Below are 21,908 nucleotides of genomic sequence, written 5' to 3'. Positions count from 1 at the left end.
GGGCTAGCCCGTCGCGGTGTGTGGACCGGCGTCCCGGTCTGCCGGTGCACCACGCAGACCCGCCCAGAACAGGTCGATCATCATCTGCGCGGCGGCCTCGACGTCGACGTCGCCGGTGCTGAGCCGGCTTGCGATCGCCTCACCGGCACCCACCAAAGCCACTGCCATGATCTCGATTTCGGTGTCCGAACGAGGACTGCGGGTCCCCGCCCGCACCAGCCCCGCCACCAGCTCGATGATCTGCTCGCGCCCCTCCCGCACCGTGTGAGCGAACGCCTGCGAACTGGTGGCCTGGGTGTACATCACGATCCAAGACGCCCGGTTCTCGTCGATGTAACGCAGAAACGCGCTGATAGTGTTGCGCAGCAAGTCTTTCGGACTTTGGGTGAAATCGATGTCGGCGCGCAGCCCATCGATGAACCGGCCCATCTCCCGGTTCAAGCAGGCACCGAACAAGTCTTCCTTGGAGCCGTAATACAGGTAGAGCATCGGCTTGGAGATCTGCGCCTCGGCCGCGATGGCGTCCATCGAGGTCTCGTGGTAGCCGTTCAGCGAGAACATCTGCACGGCGGCGTCGAGCATCTGCTGCTCGCGAACAGCACGCGGTAATCGCTTGGTACCACCTGCCATTGGTTACGCCTCTCTCACCGCTCGATCCGACTTTAGGCCAGTCACCCGCCGCAGGTCGGCGTGACGCGCTTCATCGCCGCCACCCGCACCAGTGCGGCGTCGACCGTCGCGGCGGGCAATTCGTTGGCGTTGACCGCCTGCTCCAGCCGATCCAGCACGGCGGGCACCTCTTTGGTGGTGACCCACAATGCGATGTCGAGTCCGGCCTGCAGCGTCTTCAGCACCGCCTCGGTGACGCCGAACCGGTCGGAGATGGCGGCCATGCTGGACAGGTCGTCGCTGAAGATCGGACCGTCGAACGCGGGCCCGCCGTACCCCTCGCCGACGCGCAGCAAGGTCACCGCCGGCGCGCTCAGGCTGGCCGGGGCGCCCGCGGTAAGGCCGGGCACCTCCATATGTCCGATCATCACCGCGACCGGGCTCTGGTTCAGCAACGTCCGGTAGGGCACCAGGTCGGTGCCGACCAGTTCGCTCAGCGGAGGCGTGGTGACCTCACCGGTGTGCGAGTCGCCCGAGCCGTGGCCGTGACCGGGGAAATGCTTGAGCACCGGCAACAACCCGGCCTCGCGCAGGCCCTGGGCGTACGCGCCGGCGTACGCGGCCACCACGGCCGGATCCGAACCGAACGAGCGGTCGCCGATCACGGTTTCGTCGGGCGCGTCGGTGACGTCGACCACCGGGGCGAAATCGACGGTGATGCCGAGGTCCTTCATCTTGCGGCCGCGGTCCAGCGCCAGGTCGTGCACCTGCTGCGTGGACATCGTCTGGCCCATCTTCCGGGCCGTCGGCCCACGGCCGCCCAGCAGCGTGCGCAACCGCGACACCCGGCCGCCCTCCTCGTCGACCCCGACCGCCAACGGCAGCGGTGTCGCCGCGTTCGCGATGTCGCGCAACCCGTCCGGCAGCATGGACAGGTCGGTGTCACTGCCGATCAGGATGCCGCCGACGTGGGACTCGGTGACCACGGCCCGGGCGTCGGCGGCGTCGCGCACTCCGACCATCAGCAACTGGGCCAGCTTGTCCCGCAGGTTCGGGATCTTGGCGGGCACGTCTTTAGGATCGGCGCACACCCGTGGGCCGGGCGCGGCGGCCGGCGTCGACGGCGAGGGCGCGGCCGACGAGCTGGGCGGGGAGGTCTTCGACGAGGACCCGGGTCGCTTGCCGCCGTGACCACAGGCCGCGACCAGCATCGATAGGGTGACCAAGAAGGCCAGCCCGACGGCCAGGGGGCGGGAAAATGCCATCCGGACATGCTGTCACGGGTCGCGGCACCGCCCGGTTCGGGGGGCGGCGGGCCCCGCGGGACGAATCGCGGCCGGCCGCCCTTCTGCTAGGTTTGCGGCTAGGTTGCTCTCGATCCCCCATCAGTGCCGAGTAGCTCTGCGACCCCAAGGAGCAAGTCGATGTCCCCGACCATCTGGATCATCCTGGTCTGCGTGGGTCTGCTGCTGGGTGCGGCGACGATAGTCGGGGCACGCAGCACTTCGGCCCTGCGGATCCTGGCGCCGGTCGGGGCGTACGGGGTGGTCGGTATGTTGCTGGGGATGGCCGCGGTCTTCGGAGTGACCCTGATGATCCAGCAGGACACGAAGCCGCCATTGCCCGGGGGCGATCCGGGGTCGTCGGTGCTCAACCGGGTCGAATACGGCAACCGCAGCTAGCCGGTCGGCGGTCGGCGCCTCCACTTCTCACGAGGCTCTTTCACGTCGCTGGCTGATGCTCGTCGGGGCGGCCGCACTGGCCTTGACCTTCGCCCAGGCTCCCGGACAGGTCTCCCCCGACACCAAACTCGACCTCACCGCGAACCCGCTGCGGTTCCTGGCGCGTGCGGCCAACCTATGGAACAGCGAGCTGCCGTTCGGCCAGTCGCAGAACCAGGCCTACGGCTACCTGTTCCCGCACGGCAGCTTCTTCCTGGTCGGCCACCTGCTCGGCGTGCCCGGGTGGATGACCCAGCGGCTGTGGTGGGCGCTGCTGTTGACCGCCGGTTTCTGGGGGCTGTTGCGCGTCGCCGAGGCGCTGCGGATCGGCAGCCCGGGGTCGCGGGTGCTGGGTGCGGCCGCGTTCGCGTTGTCGCCGCGGGTGCTGACCACGCTGGGGTCCATCTCGTCGGAGACGCTGCCGATGATGCTGGCGCCGTGGGTGCTGTTGCCGACGATCCTGGCGCTGCGGGGCGGTTCCGCGCGTTCGGTGCGGGTGCTGGCCGGCCAGGCCGGGCTGGCGGTGGCGCTGATGGGCGCGGTGAACGCGATCGCGACGGCCGCCGGGTGTCTGCCCGCGCTGATCTGGCTGGCCTGTCACCGGCCCAACCGCCGATGGTGGCGGTACAGCGGGTGGTTGCTGCTGGCCACCGCCTTGGCGGTGCTGTGGTGGGCGGTGGCACTGAGCCAGCTACGCGGGGTGAGCCCGCCGTTCCTGGACTTCATCGAGTCCTCCGGGGTGACCACCCAGTGGTCCTCGCTGGTGGAAGTGCTGCGCGGCACCCACAGCTGGACGCCGTTCGTGGCCCCGACCGCGACGGCGGGGGCGCCGCTGGTCACCGGCTCGGTCGCGGTCCTGGGTACCTGCCTGGTCGCGGCGGCCGGGCTGGCCGGGCTGGCCGGCGCGGCGATGCCGGCCCGGGGCCGGCTGGTGAGCATGCTGCTGGCCGGGGTGGTGTTGCTGGCCATCGGCTACAGCGGCGGCCTGGGCTCGCCGATCGCCCACCAGGTGCAGGCGTTCCTGGATGCGGGCGGCACGCCGCTGCGCAACGTACACAAGCTGGATCCGCTGGTGCGCATCCCGCTGGCGCTGGGACTGGCCCAGCTGCTGGGCGGCATTCCCCTGCCCGGCAGTGCCCCGCGGCCGGTGTGGCTGGCCGCCTTCGCGCACCCCGAGCGCGACCGGCGGGTGGCGGTCGGAGTGGTGGCGCTGACCGCACTGCTGGTGAGCACGTCACTGGCCTGGTCGGGCCGGCTGACCCCGCCCGGCACGTTCACCGCGATACCCGACTACTGGCAGCAGGCAGCCGACTGGCTCACCGAGCACCAGAGCGGCCGGGTGCTGGTGGCGCCGGGTGCACCGTTCGCCACCCAGGTGTGGGGCACCAGCCACGACGAGCCGCTGCAGGTGCTGGGTGCCGCACCGTGGGGGGTCCGGGACTCGATCCCGCTGAACCCGCCGCAGACAATTCGGGCGCTGGATTCGGTGCAGCGCCTGTTCGCCGCCGGCCGCCCGTCCGCGGGTCTGGCCGATACCCTTGCCCGGCAAGGCATTTCGTACGTGGTGGTGCGCAACGACCTGGATCCGGAGTCGTCCCGGTCGGCGCGGCCCATCCTGGTGCACCGCGCGGTCGCGGGATCGCCCGGGTTGGACAAGGTAGCCGAGTTCGGCCGGCCGGTGGGCCCCGGCACACTGGCCGGGTTCGTCAACGACAGCGGGTTGCGGCCGCGGTATCCCGCGGTGCAGATCTACCGGGTCAATGCCGTTGGCGGCGCCGGCGGCGCGGCGGTGGGCCCCTACTTCGCCGAGACCGACCGGATGGCACGGGTGACCGGCGGCCCCGAAGCGCTGTTGCGTCTGGACGAGCGACGACGGCTGCTGGGCCGCCCGCCGCTGGGGCCGGTGCTGATGAACGCCGACGCTCAGGCCGCCGGGCTGCAATCCCCGCTGGTCACGGTCACCGACACCCCGTTGGCCCGGGAAACCGACTACGGCCGAGTCGATCTGCACTCGTCGGCGATCCGGGCGCCCGGCGACGCCCGGCACACCTACAACCGGGTTCCCGACTATCCCGTCCCCGGGGCCCAGACGGTCTACGGCGGCTGGACCGGCGGCCGCGTCACGGCCTCCAGTTCGTCGTCGGATGCCACCGCGCTGCCCGACGTCGCGCCCGCGACCTCGCCGGCCGCCGCGATCGACGGCGACCCGGCCACCGCGTGGGTGTCCAACTCGCTGCAGGCTGCGGTCGGGCAATGGCTGCGGGTGGATTTCGACCATCCGGTGACCAACGCCGTCCTCACCCTGACACCCAGCGCGACGGCCGTCGGCGCGCAGGTCCGCCGCATCGTGGTGGAAACCGCCAACGGCAGCACCACGTTGCGGTTCGACGAGGCCGGCAAACCGTTGAGCGCCGCGTTGCCGTTCGGCGAGACACCGTGGGTACGCATCACCGCGGCCGCCACCGACGACGGCTCGCCCGGCGTGCAGTTCGGTATCACCGACCTGGCGATCACGCAGTACGACGCCTCCGGTTTCGCGCACCCGGTTGCGTTGCGGCACACCGTGCTGGTGCCCGGCCCACCGCCGGGAGCAGCGGTCGCGGGTTGGGATCTGGGCGCCGAGCTGCTGGGCAGGCCGGGCTGTGCACCAGGTCCCGACGACATGCGCTGCGCGGCGTCGATGGCGCTGGCCCCCGAAGAGCCGGTGAACCTGAGCCGCACCCTGACGGTGCCCGCCCCGTTACCGGTGCTGCCGACCGTATGGGTGCGGCCACGCCAGGGACCGAAGCTGGCCGACCTGATCGCCGAACCGGACACCGCCCGGGCGCGTGGCGATTCCGACCTGGTGGAGGTCGAGGGCTCGGCGTACGCGGCCACCGACGGCGACCCGGCCACGTCGTGGACTGCGCCGCAGCGAGTGGTTCAGCACAAGAGCCCGCCCACGCTGACGCTGACGCTACCGCGGGCCACCGAGGTGGCCGGGTTGCGGCTGACGGCCAGTCGTTCCACGTTGCCGGCTCACCCGAAACTGGTGGCCGTCGACCTGGGTGACGGTCCGCAGGTACGACCGTTGACGACTGACGTTGGGGGACAGACGCTTTCGCTGCAGCCGCGGGTCACCGACACGGTGACGGTGAGCCTGCTGGACTGGGAGGACGTCATCGACCGCAACGCGCTGGGTTTCGACCAGCTCAAGGCGCCCGGGCTGGCCGAGGTCGTCGCGCTGGGCGCCGACGGCAGCCCGATCGCGCCCGCCGACGCGTCGCGCAACCGTGCCCGCGAGATTGTCGTCGACTGCGAACACGGCCCGGTGATCGCGGTGGCGGGCCGATTCGTGCACACCGCGATCCGGACCACGGTCGGCGCGCTGCTGGACGGGTCGGCGGTGGCCGCCCAGCCGTGCCAGGCCGATCCGATCGCACTGCCGCCCGGGCAGCAGGAGTTGTTGATCAGCCCGGGGCCGGCGTTCGTGGTGGACGGCGCACAGCTGTCTGCTGGCACTGAATTGCCAAGTGCTGCAACGACATCGGCGGTAATCGGGTCCTGGGGTCCGGCCCGGCGCGAAGTGCGGGCCCCGGCGTCGGCGGCCGCACGGGTGCTGGTGATCCCGGAGAGCATCAACCCCGGCTGGGTGGCCCGGACCAGCAACGGGACCCGGCTGACGCCGATCGCGGTGAACGGGTGGCAGCAGGGCTGGTTGGTGCCCGCCGGCGATCCGGGCACCATCACGCTGACCTTCGCCGCCAACGCCGTATACCGGGCCGGGCTGGCGTTCGGGCTGGCGTTACTGCCGCTGCTGGCGTTGCTGGCGTTCTGGCGACGCCGCGGCGTCCCGGACGACGGCCCCGCCGCGGCTCCGTGGGCGCCGGGCCCCTGGGCGGTGGTACCGCTGCTGGGAGCCGGCGCGCTGATCTCCGGCGCTGCCGGTGCAGTGGTCTTCGCGGCGGTGTTGGGATTACGGCGCCGTTTCGGTTCAGCCAGGCGTCTGATGGTGGCGCTGAGTGCGGGCGGTCTGATCGCGGCTGGGGCGCTGCTGTCGCGCCACCCCTGGCGCTCCGAGCACGGGTACGCCGGCCACTGGGCGAATGTCCAACTGCTGGCGCTGCTTTCGCTGGCGGTGCTGGCCGCATCGGTGGTGGTATTCGGAGATTCCGCGCAGGATGGTGGATGCAACGGGGAACACGACGAGGAATAGTTGTGCCATGACGTGGTTCTCGGCGCCCGATTACTGGCTGGGCAGCCTGGTCCTGCAGCGCGGTGTGGCGGTGATCTACGCGATCGCGTTCGTGGCGGCAGCGCGTCAGTTCCGGCCGCTGCTCGGGGCGCGCGGCCTGCTGCCGGTACCGGCATATCTGGCCGGGCGATCGTTCTGGCAAGCGCCCAGCATCTTCCAGTTCCGGTATTCCGACCGGTTTTTCGCATCGGTCTGCTGGTTCGGCGCGGCCCTGGCGGCGGCGGTGGCGGCCGGGTCGACGGGGTTAGTGCCGGTGTGGGCCGGGATGCTGGTCTGGCTGACGCTGTGGGTGCTGTACCTCTCGATCGTCAACGTGGGCCAGACCTGGTACGGGTTCGGCTGGGAGTCACTGCTTTTGGAAGCCGGATTTTTGCTGGTCTTCCTGGGCGGTGGACGGGTGGCGCCGCCGGTGCTGACGTTGTGGCTGGCGCGCTGGCTGCTGTTCCGGGTCGAGTTCGGCGCCGGGTTGATCAAGATGCGCGGAGACCGCTGCTGGCGCGACCTGACCTGCCTGTACTACCACCACGAAACCCAGCCCATGCCGGGACCGCTGAGCTGGTTCTTCCATCACCTGCCCAAGCCGCTGCACCGAATCGAGGTGGCAGGCAACCATTTCGCACAACTGGTGGTGCCGTTCGGGTTGTTCGCCCCGCAGCCGGTGGCCGGGATGGCCGCGGCGGTCATCGTCGTCACCCAGTTGTGGCTGGTGCTGTCGGGGAACTTCGCCTGGCTGAACTGGTTGACCATCCTGCTGGCGTTCAGCGCCATCGACCAGTCGACGTTCGCCAGGTTGGGACTGGCGGCCAATACGCCGGAGTTTCCGGCTACCCCGCCGTGGTTCGCGGTTCTGGTGATCGCTCTCGCTGCAGCGATGCTGGTGCTGAGCTACTGGCCGGCCCGCAACATGCTGTCGTCGCGGCAGCGAATGAACGCGTCGTTCAATGCGTTCCATCTGTGCAATACCTACGGCGCTTTCGGCAGCATCAGCCGTACCCGGTACGAAGTGGTCGTCGAGGGCACCGCGGACACCTCGGTTGGCGACCAAACCGTATGGCGGGAGTACGAATTCAAGGGCAAACCCGGCTCGGTGCGGCGGCTGCCGCGGCAATTCGCGCCGTACCATCTGCGGCTGGATTGGCTGATGTGGTTCGCCGCGATCTCGCCGGGTTACGCGCTGGCGTGGCTGACGCCGTTGCTGACCCGGCTGCTGCGCAACGACGCCGATACGCTGAAACTGTTGCGGCACAATCCTTTCCCGGATACGCCGCCGCATTTCGTGCGGGCCCAACTGTACCAGTACCGGTTCACCACGCCGACCGAGCTGCGGCGCGACCGGGCGTGGTGGCATCGCACGCTGATCGGGAGCTATGCGCCGCCGAGATCGCTGCCTCGCTAGCTGGTGTGGGTTCACTTCTGGTACGACAACGCTCCGGTACCGGCGAGCTTCCCGCCGTCCACGATCAGGTACTCGGGCCGGATGGGCCGGCTGCCGAACCAGCACTCCAGGATCTCGCGGGTGCCCGCGGCGTAGCGCGCCTGAGCCGACAGCGTAGTGCCCGACACGTGCGGCGTCATCGCGTTGTTCGGCATGGTCCGCCACGGGTGGTCGGCGGGCGGCGGCTGCGGGAACCACACGTCGCCCGCGTAGCCAGCGAGCCGGCCGCTGCGGAGCGCCGCCGCGATCGCTTCCGGGACAGTCTCTTCGGCACGCGCCGTGTTGACGAGGTAGGAGCCACGGCGCATCGAGGCCAGCAGTTTCTCGTCGAACATCGCGCGGGTGTCCGCGTAGAGCGGCGAGTGCACCGACACCACGTCGACCGACCCGACCAGGGACTGCACGTCGGGGTGGAAGGTGACGTTCAGCTCCGTCTCGACCTCGGGCGGCAGCCGGCGGGTGTCGGTGTAGTGCAGATTGACGTCGAACGGGGCGAGCCGGCGCAGGACGGCACGGCCGATCCGCCCGGCGGCGATGATTCCGACGTCCATGCCTTCCAGGTCGTAGGCGCGTTGTACGCAGTCGGCGATGTTCCAGCCGCCGTCGACGGCAAAGCGGTGCGAGGGGACGAAGTTGCGCACCAGCGCCAGGATCTGCAGCACCGTATGCTCGGCGACGCTGATGCTGTTGCTGTAGGTCACTTCGGCGACGGTGATCCCGCGCTCCTTGGCCAGGTCGAGATCCACGTGATCCGAGCCGATTCCGGCGGTGAGCGCCAGTTTCAGGTTGGGCGCCTTGGCGATTCGCTCAGCCGTCAGGTACGCCGGCCAAAACGGCTGGGAGATAACGATGTCGGCGTCCGGCAGTTCGCGTTCGAACTCCGAGTCGGGACCTTCCTTGTCCGAGGTCACCACCAGCTCGTGACCGGCGGCTTCAAAGAACTCGCGCAGCCCCAGTCCACCCGAGACGCAGCCGAGTAGTTCACCAGGGGTGAACTCGATTTGCGACGGGGTCGGCACGGTGCTTCCGCCGGGGTAGCTGTGAATGGCCGGGATGGCGTCGCGGGCATAGCGCGGTGGGTATCCGTCGACGGGATCGGGATATAGCACCATCACACACTTGGCCACCGGAGATCTCCTAACCTGCTGTATCAGAACCGGTTTCAGTTTCGCCGTGCTCCGGCTCCGATGTCCAAGACACAGTTCCGAACAGCTGATAGGCAGCGCCTATCGCACGTTGGCCGCGATCTGCACCAACGCGCGGGCGAGCACCGAACCGGGCTCCGCCTTGCTGGTGACGAGTGCGATCGATGCGGTGACGGCCGGCTGCTCCAATCGCAGCACGCTGATGTCGGCGGCCGGACGCAGGCTGCGCAGCCAGGGCTGCGGGACGATGCTGGCCCACCGGCCGGTGCCCACGTGCGCGAGCAGCGCCGCCAGCGAGTCGGTTTCCAATTGCGGTGTCACCACTAGGTTTTGACTGGCCAGCGCGTCATCGATGAGCCGGCGGCCGCGCATGCCGCGGGTCAGCAGGCATAGCGGCAGGGTTGCCGCGTCCGACCAGGTGATGACGTCGGCTTTGACGGGCAGCAGCTCGGCGCTGGCGATCAGCACCGGCGTCTCCTCGTACAGCGGGGTGACCACCAGGTCGGCGGTGTCCTGCTGATCGGGGTAAAGGACACCGGCGTCGAGTTCGAAACGGCGGATGCGTTCGACGATCTGGGCGGACCGCAGATTCATCTCGAGCTGCACGCGTACCAGCGGATGTGCGCTGCAGAACGGATCGGTGAGCAGGGCGACCGTGGTGGAGGCGGCCGGGACCACGCCGATCCGCAGCTCTCCGGTCAGACCGGTCTGAAGAGCCGCGACCTCCTGCTTCAGGGCGTCGCGATCGGCCAGGATGCGCCTGGCCCAGGGCACCAGCCGATCACCTTCGGGGGTGAGACCTTCGAACTTCTGCCCGCGGCGCACCAGCGGAACCTTCAGCTCCTGTTCGAGCTTGCGGATCGACTCCGACAAAGCCGGCTGCGACACGAAGCAGGCGGCCGCGGCCCGCGCGAAGTGCCGCTCCTGGGCGAGCGCGACGAAATACTCGAGCTGACGCAACAGCATGGTTCATTCGACCACGCTCGTCACGTCAGCAGGTCGCCCAGCACGTCCGCGGCGGTGGGCAAACCGATCAACGATCCGTGGGAGAAGTACGGCCCGGCAGTGGGCGTCAGTGACGAGTAGCCGGCGTCGACGATCGGCTTGAGCAAGGAGTTGAGACCTCCGACGATGGGCTGCGGCACACCGATCTGCGCCAGCGGCAACAACATCGGCAGGGTGGGTGCGGGGATCATGTACGTGGTGACCGTGCCGCCCGCCGCAGTGGTGACGCTGGACAACGTGACCGCGTTCGACAGCGAGGTCAGCGCCGCCGGGTTGTGCTGATACAGGATGCCGAACATCGAATTCACCACCGCCGGCAGATTCCAGGGCCGGTCGGGCGGGTTGCTCCACCCGTCGTACTGGCCGAAGACCACGCTGACGTTGTACTGCGTGTTCGCCAGGCTCTGCGACGTGTAACCGAGCAGCGGCACGGTGATGCCATTCGGGAGGTAGGTGCTGGCCAGGCCGCCGACTTCGGGGCTGGAGAACATCGCGAACTGCAGGGCGCTCGGCGGCGGTGCGGTCGGCGAGGTCGCCAGGTACGCCAACTCGCGGTTGACGACGAGCGTTCCCTCGGACAGCCCCGCGATCTGCACCGGGGACCCGCCTGAGGCGGCGACCGCGGTGGCGATCTGGTCGTTCAGCAGCCGCTGCCCGACGGCGACGGCATCGTTGACGGAGGGGGCCCACAAGTTGCCGCTCAACAGGCCCATACTCGCCGGATAGTTGACCACTTGGGCGATGCTGTCGGAGAACCAGTTCTGCCCGATGGCTGTGTTCTGCAGGATGTAGCCCTGCAGCAGGGACACCGAAGCCGGTCCGGGAATGCCGCCCTGAAGGAGCACCTGTCCCAGGTAGGGCAGCCGCAGCAGGACATCCGGTATGTAGAGCGGGCCGGCGCCGGGGACGGTGATCCTGGTCGCTGCCGCCGCGCCGGTCATGGTGTCGCCGCCCAGCATGCTTGTCGCGCTGCCGATTTCGGTGCTCAGGTAGGCGGTCGCGGCCGACGCCAGGTTCTGCACGAACCGCTGATGGAACTGCGCCACCTGCGCGCTGGCGGCCTGGTACTGCTGGCCGTACGTGTCGAAGAACGCCGCCACCCCGGTCGACACCTCGTCGGCGGCCGCGGTCAAGAGCGAGGTGGTGGCTTTGGCGGCGGACGCGCCGGCGGAATCGATCGCCGATCCGGTCGCGGCCAACTCGGCTGCGGCGGTCGCCACCAGGTCCGGTACCGCCACGACCTGGGACAAAGCCGCCTCCTCGATGACCGACAGTGGGACGCCGACGCGGGCGATCGCCGAGAGGGTACCGCGGCCCAGTCGCGTTGCGCAGCGGATCTGGTGTTGCTCACACCGGAGGCCCGACGCATGCCAATGCACCCCTCGGATTCGTGGCCTCCGAGGCGTCACCCAAGTCCTTGCCTACCTAGGGATCGTCGTTGTCTTCGTCGGGGGCGAAGAGTCGTTCGGGGTGGTGGATCGTGTTGACGCGTGGTTGGCCCCGGTCGTGGTGTGCCGGGGGTAGCCATTCGATGAGGCCGCGGTGGTTGGTGCGGGTGGTCCAGCCGTGTTCGGCGAGGCGGTTGTGGATGCCGCAGGCCAGGGCGAGGTTGGTGATGTGGGTGCTCAGGCAGGTGTGCCAGGCGGTGAGGTGATGGACCTCGGTGTGATACGCCGCAGCGGTGCAGCCGGGTCGGGTGCAGCCGCGATCCCGCGCATACAGCATCAGGCGTTGGGCGCGGTTGGCCAGCCGCTTGGTGTGATACAGCGCCAGGGGTGTGGCGCCGTCGAACAGGGCGAGGTAGGGGTGCGCGGCGCCCGACCAGCGGATCACATCGGACATCGGCACTAGACTGCCGCCGCCGGTGCGGGCTGTGCCGGTGCCGGCTTCCAGTTCGGCCAGGGTGGTGGTGACCACGATGGTGACGGGCAGCCCGTGGTGCTGCCCGAGGTCCCCGGAGGCCAGTAGCGCCATCAGCCCGGCGTGCAGCCCATCATGCTGACGCTGAGCGGTACCGCGGGTGTCGCGGCGGACCGCTTCGGGGTCCGGCTCGCCCTCGTCGATGTGGGGCAGGTGGTCCTCGGGGTTGGCGATGCCGGGGGCGGCCAGTTTGGCCCAGGCGGCTTCCAGGGCGGCGCGCAGGGCGGGGTGATCCAGCCGGTGAGTTTGGACATGCCGTCGGGGTCTTGTTTGCCCAGACTCAGGCCGCGCTTGCGGGCGCGTTCGTCGTCGGAGAATTCCCCGTCGGGGTGCAGGTAGGCCAGCAGCGTGAGGGCGTAGTCCTTGAGTTGGTCGGGGCGCATGGCGGCGGCTTGGCCGGCCAGGTCGGCTTCGGCCTGCTCGCGGGCACCGGCATCCACTTCCGTCGGTAAGTGTTTGACGAAGTCGCGGATCTCGTTCACGTGGCCGCTACCGATACGGCCCTGGCGTTGGGCGGCGGCGGTGGCCTCCAACCGCGGCGCCAACGGCTCCCCCGTCAAACCATGCCGTTCACCGAGATCGGCGGCGTCGCCGATCCGCCGGCCAGCCTCCGAAGTCGTGATCCGCAGCCGATCGGCCAGCGCGTTACGCAGGGTGTCACCCAACTCCTCCTTGCTCACCGCGGCGAGCTGATTCAACAACTGATGCTGCGGCACCGGCAGCCGCCGCACCACCGTCTCCAAGCGCTCCAGGATCGCCATCCGCTCCGGGGTGCTCAGCACCTCAAACCGCAACTCGCACAACCGCTCGACCGCCGCATCGCACGCGTCGAGAACCTCGACGATCTCCGCACGCGTGTTCGCAAGCATGTTCGAATGATATCGCCGGGGTACGACACGACACCGCCCCCGAGCGCGACCCTGTGGACAAACTCCCAACTGTGCACAAAGCCGCCGGGGTCCTGCGCACAGAGATCTACAGCGTCTCGTCCAGCTCCCCGAGCCGGTCGGTCAACCGCAGGTTCTCCGAATAGTCCACCGGGCACGCGATCAGCGACACCCCGTCGTCGTCCAGCGCCGTCCGCAGCGTCGGCAACAACTCGTCGGCGTTGCCGATTCGATATCCCTTGGCGCCGAAGCTTTCCGCGTAACTCACGATGTCCGGGTTGCCGAACTTCACGTAGTAGTGATCGCCGAGTTCGAGGTCCATCTTCCACTCGATCAACCCGTATCCGCCGTCCTCCCAGACCAGTACCACCAGCGGGATCTTCTCCCGGACCGCGGTCTCGATCTCCTGGGAGTTCATCAGGAAAGCGCCGTCGCCGACCACGGCCAGGACCTTGGCCTGCGGCCTGGCCAGCTTGACACCCAACGCGCCGGGAAGCGCAAAACCCATAGTGGACAAACCATTTGAGATCAGACAGGTATTGCGCTCGTACGTCGGGTACAGCCGGGCCATCCACATCTTGGTGGCCCCGGTGTCGACCAGCACCACATCGGAGCGCCCCAGCGCCGCCCGCGTGTCGGCGACCACCCGCTGCGGCGCCAGCGGGAAACGCGAATCCTTCTGTCCCCGCTCGAATTCCTCGGCCAGCAAGCCTGACCCCGGGACGTCGGCGTCGGCGAAACTGTGGCCCTCGAGAGCGTCGGCAACCGCGTCGAGTGAGTCGCTGATGTCGCCGATGATGCCGACCTCCACCGAGTAGTGCGCGTCGACCTCGGCCGGGAAGCGGTGGATGTGGATGATCTTCTTGTCGGCCTGCGGGTTGATCCGGACCGGGTCGAACTCCTGCAACTCGTAGCCGACCGCGATGACCACGTCGGCGTTGTCGAAGCCGAAGTTGACGTAGTCGTGCCGCATGAAGCCCAGGGTGCCGATGCTGTTGGGGTGGTCGTCGGGCATCACGCCCTTGCCGTGAAAACTGTTGGCCACCTTGACGCCGAGCTTCTCGGCGAACCGGACCAGCGCCGCGGTGGCGTCGCTGCGGGCGGCGCCGTGGCCGGCCAACACCACCGGGCGCTTCGCCTCGCGCAGGATGTCGACCGCGCGGGCCACCTGCCTGGCGGCCGGCGCATCGGCGCGAACGACGTTGCGGGGCAAGGGCTTCAGCTCGTAATCGGAGTCGTCCTCGTCGATGTGTTCCGGTACGGCCAGGTACACCGCGGCCGGGCGCTCGGTCTCGGCGACCTTGAACGCCTTGCGGACCATCTCGGGAATGGCGTGCGGAGTGGGGATCGGCGCCGACCAACGGGTGATCGGGGCGAACATCGACACCAGGTCGACGTACTGGTGGGATTCCTTGAACTCGCGGTCCTGCCCCACCTGCGCCGAGATCGCGACCACCGGGGTGCTGTTGGTGGTGGCGTCGGCCACGCCGAGCTGCATGTTGATGGCGCCCGGCCCGAGGGTCGCCGACACCACTCCGGCACGCCCGGTGACCCGGCCGTACATCTCGGCCATGAACGCCGCGGCCTGCTCGTGCCGGGTGAGTACGTAACGGATGTCGGAGGCCGCCAGCGCTTGGACGAAGCGGATGTTCTCCTCCCCCGGAATCCCGAAGACGACCTCCACGCCCTCGTTTTCCAGGCACTTGACGATCAGTTGGGCCGCTGTGCTCATCCGCCACCTCCCGGTGCTGAGAATAGTGGCAGGCTAGATGGTGGACGTTCCGAGAACCCACCGAACGAAGGAGGGCCCGCGTGCCCATCGCCACCATCAACCCGGCCACCGGCGAGACCGTCGAAACCTTCACCGCGGCCACCGACGACGAAGTGGACGCCGCCATCGCCCGCGCGCACGAGCGCTTTCTCGACTACCGCCATTCGACCACCTATGCCCAGCGCGCCGAATGGGCAAACGCGACCGCCGACCTGCTGGAGAAAGAAGCCGACGAAGTCGCGGCCATGATGACCCTGGAGATGGGTAAGACGCTGGCGTCGGCCAAAGCCGAAGCGCTCAAGTGCGCCAAGGGTTTTCGTTACTACGCCGAGAACGCCGAGAAGCTGCTGGCCGACGAGCCCGCCGAGGCGTCGAAGGTCGGCGCGAAGCGGGCCTACGTGCGCTACCAGCCGCTAGGCGTAGTGCTGGCCGTGATGCCGTGGAACTTTCCGCTGTGGCAGGCCGTGCGGTTCGCCGCGCCGGCCCTGATGGCGGGCAACGTCGGCATCCTCAAGCACGCCTCCAACGTGCCGCAGTCGGCGTTGTATCTGTCCGACGTGATCGCCCGCGGCGGATTCCCGGACGGGTGTTTCCAGACGCTGCTCGTCTCCTCGAGCGCCGTCGAGCGCATCCTGCGGGACCCGCGCGTCGCGGCGGCCACCCTGACCGGCAGCGAGCCGGCCGGGCAAGCCGTCGCCGCCATCTGCGGTGACGAGATCAAGCCGACCGTGCTCGAACTCGGCGGCAGCGACCCGTTCATCGTGATGCCGTCGGCGCCGCTGGACGACGCGGTCAAGACCGCAGTCAAGGCCCGCGTGCAGAACAACGGCCAATCCTGCATCGCGGCAAAGAGATTCATCGTGCACACCGACATCTACGACGAGTTCGTGGACAAGTTCGTCGAGCAGATGCAGGCATTGAAGGTCGGCGATCCGACCGACCCGGACACCGACGTGGGCCCGCTGGCCACCGAGTCCGGCCGCGACGAGATCGCCAAGCAGGTCGACGACGCCGTCGCCGCCGGTGCGAAGGTTCGCCTCGGCGGCGAGCGCCCCGACCGGCCGGGCTGGTTCTACCCGCCGACCGTCATCACCGACATCACCAAGGACATGGCGCTGTACACCGAGGAAGTGTTCGGGCCAGTCGCCTCCATGTACCGGGTTTCCGACATCGACGAGGCCATCGAGATCGCCAACGCCACCAGCTTCGGGTTGGGCTCCAACGCGTGGACGCAGGACGAAGCCGAGCAGGAGCGCTTCATCGACGACATCGAAGCCGGTCAGGTGTTCATCAACGGCATGACGGTGTCCTATCCCGAACTCGGGTTCGGCGGCGTCAAGCGATCGGGCTACGGACGCGAACTGGCCGGCTTGGGCATCAAGGCGTTCTGCAACGCCAAGACGGTGTGGGTGGGCTGACGGCCCGCGCTAAACCGCGGCCAGCGCCCGGGCGTCCTCGTCGGCGAAGTCGTCCTCGAGCTGCACCGGTGAGTAGTCCAGGTCGATCTCACCGACCGGGCGGCCGCGGGCGCTGCTGATGGTGCCGAACCGCCGCATGCCCTTGTCCATCGAGTACTGCAGCATCTCGTCCTGCGACAGGTCGAACGGCGGATGTTCGCCGTAGAGGGCGAACCCCTCCTCGGTGAGCCGCAGAGCCATTGGGATGAGCTCGTTCATCCGCGATTCGAAGACCGTCCAGTTGGCGTCGTCGGCGGCGACGTGGCGACGGCAGGTGAAGGTGCCCCACGCCATGTGGCGCCGCTCGTCGTCCCCGATGCGCCGGATCAGCTCCTGCATGCCGGGCAGGATGCCACGCTCCACGCAGATCTTGTTCCAGGCGTAGTAGCCGGTGAGCGCCAGCATGCCTTCCACGATGTGGTTGTAGGTGACCGACGCCCGTACCTGCGCGGCCGGGGACGCGTCTTTGGTCAGCGCATTCAGGCAGTCCGGCAGCTCGTCGTAGAAGATCTGCCGGTAGGTGGGCAGCGGGTCGAGGTAGCCGTGCAGGTCGTTGGTGACCCCGACGGCGTCCAGCCACATCCGGAACACCTGGACGTGCTTGGCCTCCTCGAACGCGAACTGCGTCAGGTACATCTCGTCGCCGATCCGGCCTTCGGCGCGCATCGCGGCCATGAACGGCTGGATGTCCTCGGTCACCGCCTCCTCACCGGCGATGAATTGCGCGCACAGCCGGATGGTGTAATCGCGCTCGTCGTCGGAGAGCTTCTCCCAGTCGGCCCGATCGCGGGAGAAGTCGATATCGGCGGGATTCCAGAATTTGGCGTTACCACCGGCAAACAGCTTGAGCGGCAAGCTCTCCCAGTTGAGGCCGCCGGCCACCATCGAGCCGGTGTGGGTGCGGGTCATGTGACGCTCCTGGTGTCTAGTGGGGCTGGGCTGGGGACGGGTGAGAACGCGGCAGCCAGTACCGAGACCAGACGGCGCACGGCCAGTGCCGGCTGTTCGGGGTTGGGTTCGTCGAGGCCGAGAATGGGATCGAGGCCGCGCATATACGGGGCCAGTGCCAGGTGCGGGAAGATCATCAGCAGCAGCGACAGCAATGCCTCGGTGTCGGAATCGGGCCGCAGGTCGCCGCGGCGGAGCGCCTCGGTCACCAGCGGGCGCAGCACCTCCAGGTAGTGCCGGTGGATGACATTGCGCACGCTGATCCGGGCGTCGGTGTCGACCTCGAGGGTGGCCGCGGCGTGCAGCGCGCGTTCCCGCGGATGCTCGGCGTAGTAGGTGACCCAGGCGTCGAGCAGTTCGGTGAGGAATTCGAAAAACGTTCGGCTGGGCTCGATTTCGCGGATGACCTCCTCCACGAAGACGCGCACCCGTTGGCTGGCGACGTCGGCGATGAAGGCGTAGAGATCGCGCTTGTCCGCGAAGTATTGGAACAGGCTGCCCTTGGCGACGCCGGCCCGACGGGCGATGACGTTCAGGCTGCCGTTGGAGAAGCCGTGGGCGCCGAATTCGGCCTCGGCGGCCTCGATGATGGCAGCCCGCCGGGCCGGGTCGACGCGGGCCCAGGTCACTGTCGGCATGCGGCCTCCTGACTGGTATGACCGGTGGTCATTCTACTGTGACGTGGTTCACAGTCAAGGCTGTGGCGGGCCGCGCCGCATATCGCACCATCCGCCGATGTCGACCGGCATGAGAGTCCGCAAAATGTCGGTGAAACGGGGCTTTGACCGTACATATGGGGCCGCTGGGCGGTAGGCGCTGGCCGCTGGACCGCTGGGCACTGGCACCCGGCGCCCGGCGCCCGGCGCTCGGCGCTCGGCGCTCGGCGCCCAACGGTAGAGCTGGTCAAGGCACATTAGGGCCGCATCTGGTAGGCGCCGTTGAGCGGCAGCACCTGTTCCTTCCACACCTTGTCGTAGCGGGCGCGGTCGTGCGCCGGGCGCCGAATCATCCGCAGCGCAAAGCGCGCCTGCTCGTCGGTGGTGGCGGCCTTGTCGTTGAGTTCGACTGCGTAGCTGTTGAAGTCGCGCACCAGCAGGCCGAAGATCTCGTCCAGCAGCGCCTCGTCCACACCCGAGATGCCCGCCTCCTCCAGGATCAGCTGCGCGTAGGGCACCAGGGCAAAAATCTGACCCACCCCGAAGGCGAAGTCAATGTCCTTCTGCTGCACAGCATCTGGTGTCGCCGACGCAAGCATCTCGGCCAGCACCTCGACCTGGCGGCGCAGCAGCGCGACATTCGGCAAGTGGGCGTAGCCGTCGAAGGACGCGCGCCAGTCGTGGAACCGCACCTTGCCCAGGCCGCCGGTCGGCCCCTGATCGAACAGGAAGGTGTCGTCGGCGTCGTCGTCGCGACGCCCGATCAGCGGCAGCGCGGCATCCGGGGCGAACAGGAAGTTCGGCATGAACTTGGCCAGCAGCCCGATGTTGATGTGCACGGTGCCCTCCAGCCGGGGCAGCAGCCCGATCTCGCGGGCGACGGTCTCGAAGAAGGTGTCCTTCTCCACGCCCTTGGCCGCGATGACATCCCACAGTGCGGTGACCACCCGCTCGCCCTCGCTGGTGACCTTGGCCTTGGTGAGCGGGCTGTACAGCAGGTAACGGCGGTCTTCGGCCGAGGCGCTGCGCATGTAGTCCGACGTCCGGGTGCACACCAGACGCATGGCGACCAGCCGCGCGTAGGCGTCGGTGAGCAGCCGCCGGACATGGCTGAAGTCGGTGACGACGCTGCCGTACAACTGCCGGTTGGCGGCGTGGGTGATGGCCTCGTAGAAGGCGTGCGTGCACATGCCGACCGCGCCCCAGCCCAGGTTGTACTTGCACACGTTGACCGTGTTCAGCGCGGCGTGAAAGGCACCCATGCCGCGGTGCAGCAGGTCCGCCTCGGTGACCGGGTATTGGTGCAGCGCGTAATTCGCCACGTAGTTCTGCGAATTCACTACGTTCTTCCTGCATTCGTACCGGTCGTGCTGGGAGTCGGCGGCGAAGAAGACGTATTCGGGTTCCTTCGACCCGTGGTCGATGCGGCCGAACGTCGAGACCATCCGGGCCACGTTGGCGTTGCCGATGTAGTACTTCTCCCCGTTGGCGACCCAGCCGTGCCCTACCTCTTTCGAAGGCGTCAGGATCATGTCGGTCTGGTAGACGTCGGCGCCGTGGGCCTGCTCGGACAGGCCGAACGCGAACACCTCGCCCTGCTCGAGCTGGGCGGCGGCTTTGCGTTTGGCGTCCTCGTTGTCGCTCATCCAGATCGGCCCCAGGCCAAGGGCGGTCACCTGGAAGGGGTACCAGTAGCTCAGGCCGTAGAAGCCGACGATCTCGGCGAACTCGCTGATCCGGTAGGTGTCCCACCGACAGTCGTCGGCCCCGTACGCCGCGGGAGTCATGAGCGAGGCGAAGATCCGGTTCTCGGCGATGTGGTCGAGGAACTCCGAGTACCAGACGCGCTCGTGATCGTCGTGCTTGAGCTTGGCCTTGCCGCGGTTCTCGAAGAAATCGACCGTGGCCTGCATGATCTCCGCCGACCGCGCATCCGGATACGTGCGTTGCAGGTTGTTGGGGTCGAGCAGCATGACGTGACTCCCGCGGGGTTCGAGCAAGCTTGGTCAGACAGGTCGGTGGTTGAGTGTAGGTGCGCAGCGCCGTCGCCGGGTCCGGACACCGCGAACTGCCTGCCAAACGCGCTCGACCTGCCTAGACTTGCCCCGCGAGGGCGCACGACCGCGGGAGGTGGTTGGTGGCAGAGGGGCCGTCCGATGACGGCACGACGGCGGAGTGGGGCACAGGGGCCACGTTCGGCCACTACCGCTTGATCAGGCTGCTGGGCAGCGGCGGTTTCGGCGAGGTGTACGAAGCTTTCGACACCAGAAAAAGCCGCACCGTCGCGCTGAAACTGTTGCCGCCGTCCTACTCGGGCAACCCGATCTTCCGTAAAAGGCTGTTCCGCGAGGCGTCCACCGCGGGCAGGCTGAACGAGCCGCATGTGGTTCCCATTCACGACTACGGCGAGATCGACGGTCAGCTCTACATCGACATGCGCTTGGTCCGGGGTTCTGATCTGCGGGGCGTGCTCGACGAGAGTGGACCGATGGAGCCGGCCCGCGCGGTGCGGATCGTCGACCAGATCGCCTCGGCGCTCGACGCTGCGCACGCCGAGCAGATCATCCACCGCGACGTCAAGCCCGCGAACATCCTGCTCACCGGCCATGATTTCGCCTGCCTGGTCGACTTCGGGCTGGCCAACGCCGCCACCGACGCCAAACTCACCACGGCGGGCAACACGGTGGGCACCTTCGCCTATATGTCCCCGGAGCGGCTCGCCGACGAGGAAATCGACCTTCGCACCGACGTCTACGCCCTGACCTGTGTGCTCTACGAGTGCCTGACCGGTACTCCGCCTTTTCCGCATGCTGACCTGGCCGCGCTCATCGCCGCCCACCTGACCGCCCCGATCCCGAGTCCCAGCCGGCAGCGGCCGGGTATTGCGCACCAGTTCGACGAGGTCGTCACCTGCGGCATGGCCAAGGATCGCGAGGACCGCTACGCGAGCGCCGGCGCACTCGCGGCCGCCGCCGCCCAGGCGCTGGCGGCTGAGCACCCGGACACAGTTTCCGCGCCATCCGGGCCGGCCAACCCGTTACCCCCCGTCGACGCGATGCGGCGCCGCCGACGCAGGATCGCCGCGCTGGTCGGCGCGCTCGCCCTCGTCCTGGCGGTTGCCGGTGCGGTCATCCCGCGGCTGCAGCATCGACCGGCGACACCTGCCAAGGCCGCCGCCGCGAATGCGGGCACCACCCCGATCGCACGCATCGCCGCCACCATCGGAGTCGGAGCACGGCCCGAGGCGGTCGCCGTCGATCCCGCCAACCACACCGTCTACACCGCCAACTACGGCGACAGCACCATGTCGATCATCGATGCCGCCAGTCACACCCTGACTGCCACCGTCCCGGTCGGCAAGGGCCCGGTGTGGGTGGCGGTCGACCCGGGGACGCACCTGGCCTGCACCGCCAACAACCGCGACGACACGGTATCGCTCATCGACACCGGCAGCCGCGCCGTCACCGCCACCGTCAAAGTCGGCACCAACCCGTGGGGGATCGCGGTGGACCCGACCTCCCATGTCGCCTACGTCGCCAATATGTGGGACTACAGCGTGTCGGCGATCGATCTGGCCACGCACCGGGTGGTCGCAACCATCCCCGTCGGCAAGAATCCGTACGGCATAGCCATCGACCCCAGCACCGCGACCGCCTACGTGGCCAACAGCAGCGACGGCACGCTGTCGGCGATCGACACCGTCAGCCATACCGTCACCGCAACCATCCCCGTCGGCAACGACCCCCGAGGTGTGGGTCTCGACCTCGCCGCGCACCGGGCCTACGTCACCCAGGAGGCCGAGGGTGCCGTATCCGTGATCAACCTGGACAACCGGAGCGTGGCCGGCACCATCCACGTCGGCAACAGTCCGTACGGCGTCACCGTCGACCCGACCGTCCACACCGTCTACACCGCCAACCACAACGACAGCGTGTCGGTGATCGACACGAGCGACCTCGCGGTGGCCGGGGTCATTCGGATCGGCAAGGACACCTTCGCGCTGGCCGTGGACCCCGACACCCACATCCTCTACACCGCCAACCACGACGCCACGGTGTCGGTGATCGTGCCGGCCCGGGAGCGGCATTGAGCGCGGTGCCGCCGCCGGTGAGCACTACAA

General features: G+C 68.5%; 14 protein-coding genes and 1 pseudogene. 5 read left to right on the top strand and 10 right to left on the bottom strand.

All coding sequences use genetic code 11. From position 1 onward, the window contains the following. Positions 1-3 precede the first annotated feature (3 nt). Positions 4-630, bottom strand: coding sequence for a TetR/AcrR family transcriptional regulator (locus tag L6444_RS02560; RefSeq protein ID WP_236980228.1), 627 nt, complete (start codon positions 628-630; stop codon positions 4-6). Positions 631-671: 41 nt separating this feature from the next. Beyond that, the gene (locus L6444_RS02555; RefSeq protein ID WP_236980226.1) at positions 672-1,874 is read right to left on the bottom strand and encodes a glycoside hydrolase family 3 N-terminal domain-containing protein; all 1,203 of its coding nucleotides are present in this window, start codon (positions 1,872-1,874) and stop codon (positions 672-674) included. Positions 1,875-2,120: 246 nt separating this feature from the next. On the opposite strand from L6444_RS02555, the gene L6444_RS02550 reads away from it, so the two are divergent. From L6444_RS02550 to L6444_RS02540, 3 genes are read left to right on the top strand one after another with little or no spacing between them, the layout of a single operon-like run. Further along, positions 2,121-2,291, top strand: coding sequence for a DUF2613 domain-containing protein (locus L6444_RS02550; RefSeq protein WP_236984604.1), 171 nt, complete (start codon positions 2,121-2,123; stop codon positions 2,289-2,291). Between the two features lie 55 nt (positions 2,292-2,346). After that, positions 2,347-6,525 carry an alpha-(1->3)-arabinofuranosyltransferase gene (locus L6444_RS02545; protein ID WP_236980224.1) on the top strand — a complete coding sequence of 1,393 codons (4,179 nt, stop codon included), beginning with the start codon at positions 2,347-2,349 and terminating at the stop codon, positions 6,523-6,525. A gap of 7 nt (positions 6,526-6,532) precedes the next feature. Further along, a complete protein-coding gene (locus L6444_RS02540) occupies positions 6,533-7,960 on the top strand; it encodes a lipase maturation factor family protein (RefSeq protein WP_236980221.1) in 1,428 nt (475 codons plus the stop codon). An 11-nt stretch (positions 7,961-7,971) separates the two neighbouring features. Here L6444_RS02540 and L6444_RS02535 read toward each other — a convergent pair whose 3' ends face one another. From L6444_RS02535 to L6444_RS02515, 5 genes and pseudogenes are all read right to left on the bottom strand, one after another. After that, on the bottom strand, positions 7,972-9,126 hold the full coding sequence (locus L6444_RS02535; protein WP_236980219.1) for an NAD-dependent formate dehydrogenase: 1,155 nt from the start codon (positions 9,124-9,126) through the stop codon (positions 7,972-7,974). Positions 9,127-9,225: 99 nt separating this feature from the next. Continuing rightward, positions 9,226-10,110 (bottom strand): LysR family transcriptional regulator, encoded by an 885-nt coding sequence (locus tag L6444_RS02530; RefSeq protein ID WP_236980217.1) that lies wholly within the window; start codon positions 10,108-10,110, stop codon positions 9,226-9,228. Positions 10,111-10,130: 20 nt separating this feature from the next. Further along, on the bottom strand, positions 10,131-11,399 hold the full coding sequence (locus tag L6444_RS02525) for a PE-PPE domain-containing protein (protein ID WP_236980215.1): 1,269 nt from the start codon (positions 11,397-11,399) through the stop codon (positions 10,131-10,133). A gap of 175 nt (positions 11,400-11,574) precedes the next feature. Next, positions 11,575-12,938, bottom strand: a pseudogene (locus L6444_RS02520) (HNH endonuclease signature motif containing protein). 106 nt (positions 12,939-13,044) lie between these two features. Next, entirely contained in the window at positions 13,045-14,688 is a 1,644-nt protein-coding gene (locus tag L6444_RS02515; protein ID WP_236980213.1) for an acetolactate synthase large subunit, read from the bottom strand. Positions 14,689-14,768: 80 nt separating this feature from the next. Here L6444_RS02515 and L6444_RS02510 point away from each other — a divergent pair, with 80 nt between their 5' ends. After that, positions 14,769-16,145 carry an NADP-dependent succinic semialdehyde dehydrogenase gene (locus tag L6444_RS02510; RefSeq protein ID WP_236980212.1) on the top strand — a complete coding sequence of 459 codons (1,377 nt, stop codon included), beginning with the start codon at positions 14,769-14,771 and terminating at the stop codon, positions 16,143-16,145. A gap of 9 nt (positions 16,146-16,154) precedes the next feature. On the opposite strand, the gene L6444_RS02505 is transcribed toward L6444_RS02510, so the two are convergent. From L6444_RS02505 to L6444_RS02495, 3 genes are all read right to left on the bottom strand, one after another. Next, on the bottom strand, positions 16,155-17,093 hold the full coding sequence (locus L6444_RS02505; protein ID WP_236980210.1) for a R2-like ligand-binding oxidase: 939 nt from the start codon (positions 17,091-17,093) through the stop codon (positions 16,155-16,157). Next, on the bottom strand, positions 17,090-17,770 hold the full coding sequence (locus L6444_RS02500; protein WP_236980208.1) for a TetR/AcrR family transcriptional regulator: 681 nt from the start codon (positions 17,768-17,770) through the stop codon (positions 17,090-17,092). Before L6444_RS02500 ends, L6444_RS02505 begins: the two co-directional genes overlap by 4 nt. Before the next feature lie 275 nt (positions 17,771-18,045). Further along, a complete protein-coding gene (locus tag L6444_RS02495; RefSeq protein WP_236980207.1) occupies positions 18,046-19,761 on the bottom strand; it encodes an acyl-CoA dehydrogenase in 1,716 nt (571 codons plus the stop codon). A gap of 164 nt (positions 19,762-19,925) precedes the next feature. Between L6444_RS02495 and L6444_RS30395 the strand changes: the two genes are divergently transcribed. After that, entirely contained in the window at positions 19,926-21,878 is a 1,953-nt protein-coding gene (locus L6444_RS30395) for a serine/threonine-protein kinase (RefSeq protein WP_289624955.1), read from the top strand. Positions 21,879-21,908: the final 30 nt, after the last annotated feature.

Source organism: Mycobacterium kiyosense (assembly GCA_021654635.1).
Taxonomy (GTDB): domain Bacteria; phylum Actinomycetota; class Actinomycetes; order Mycobacteriales; family Mycobacteriaceae; genus Mycobacterium; species Mycobacterium kiyosense.
Note: the sequence above shows the minus strand (reverse complement) of the source record. Positions and strands in the feature narration are given on the sequence as shown.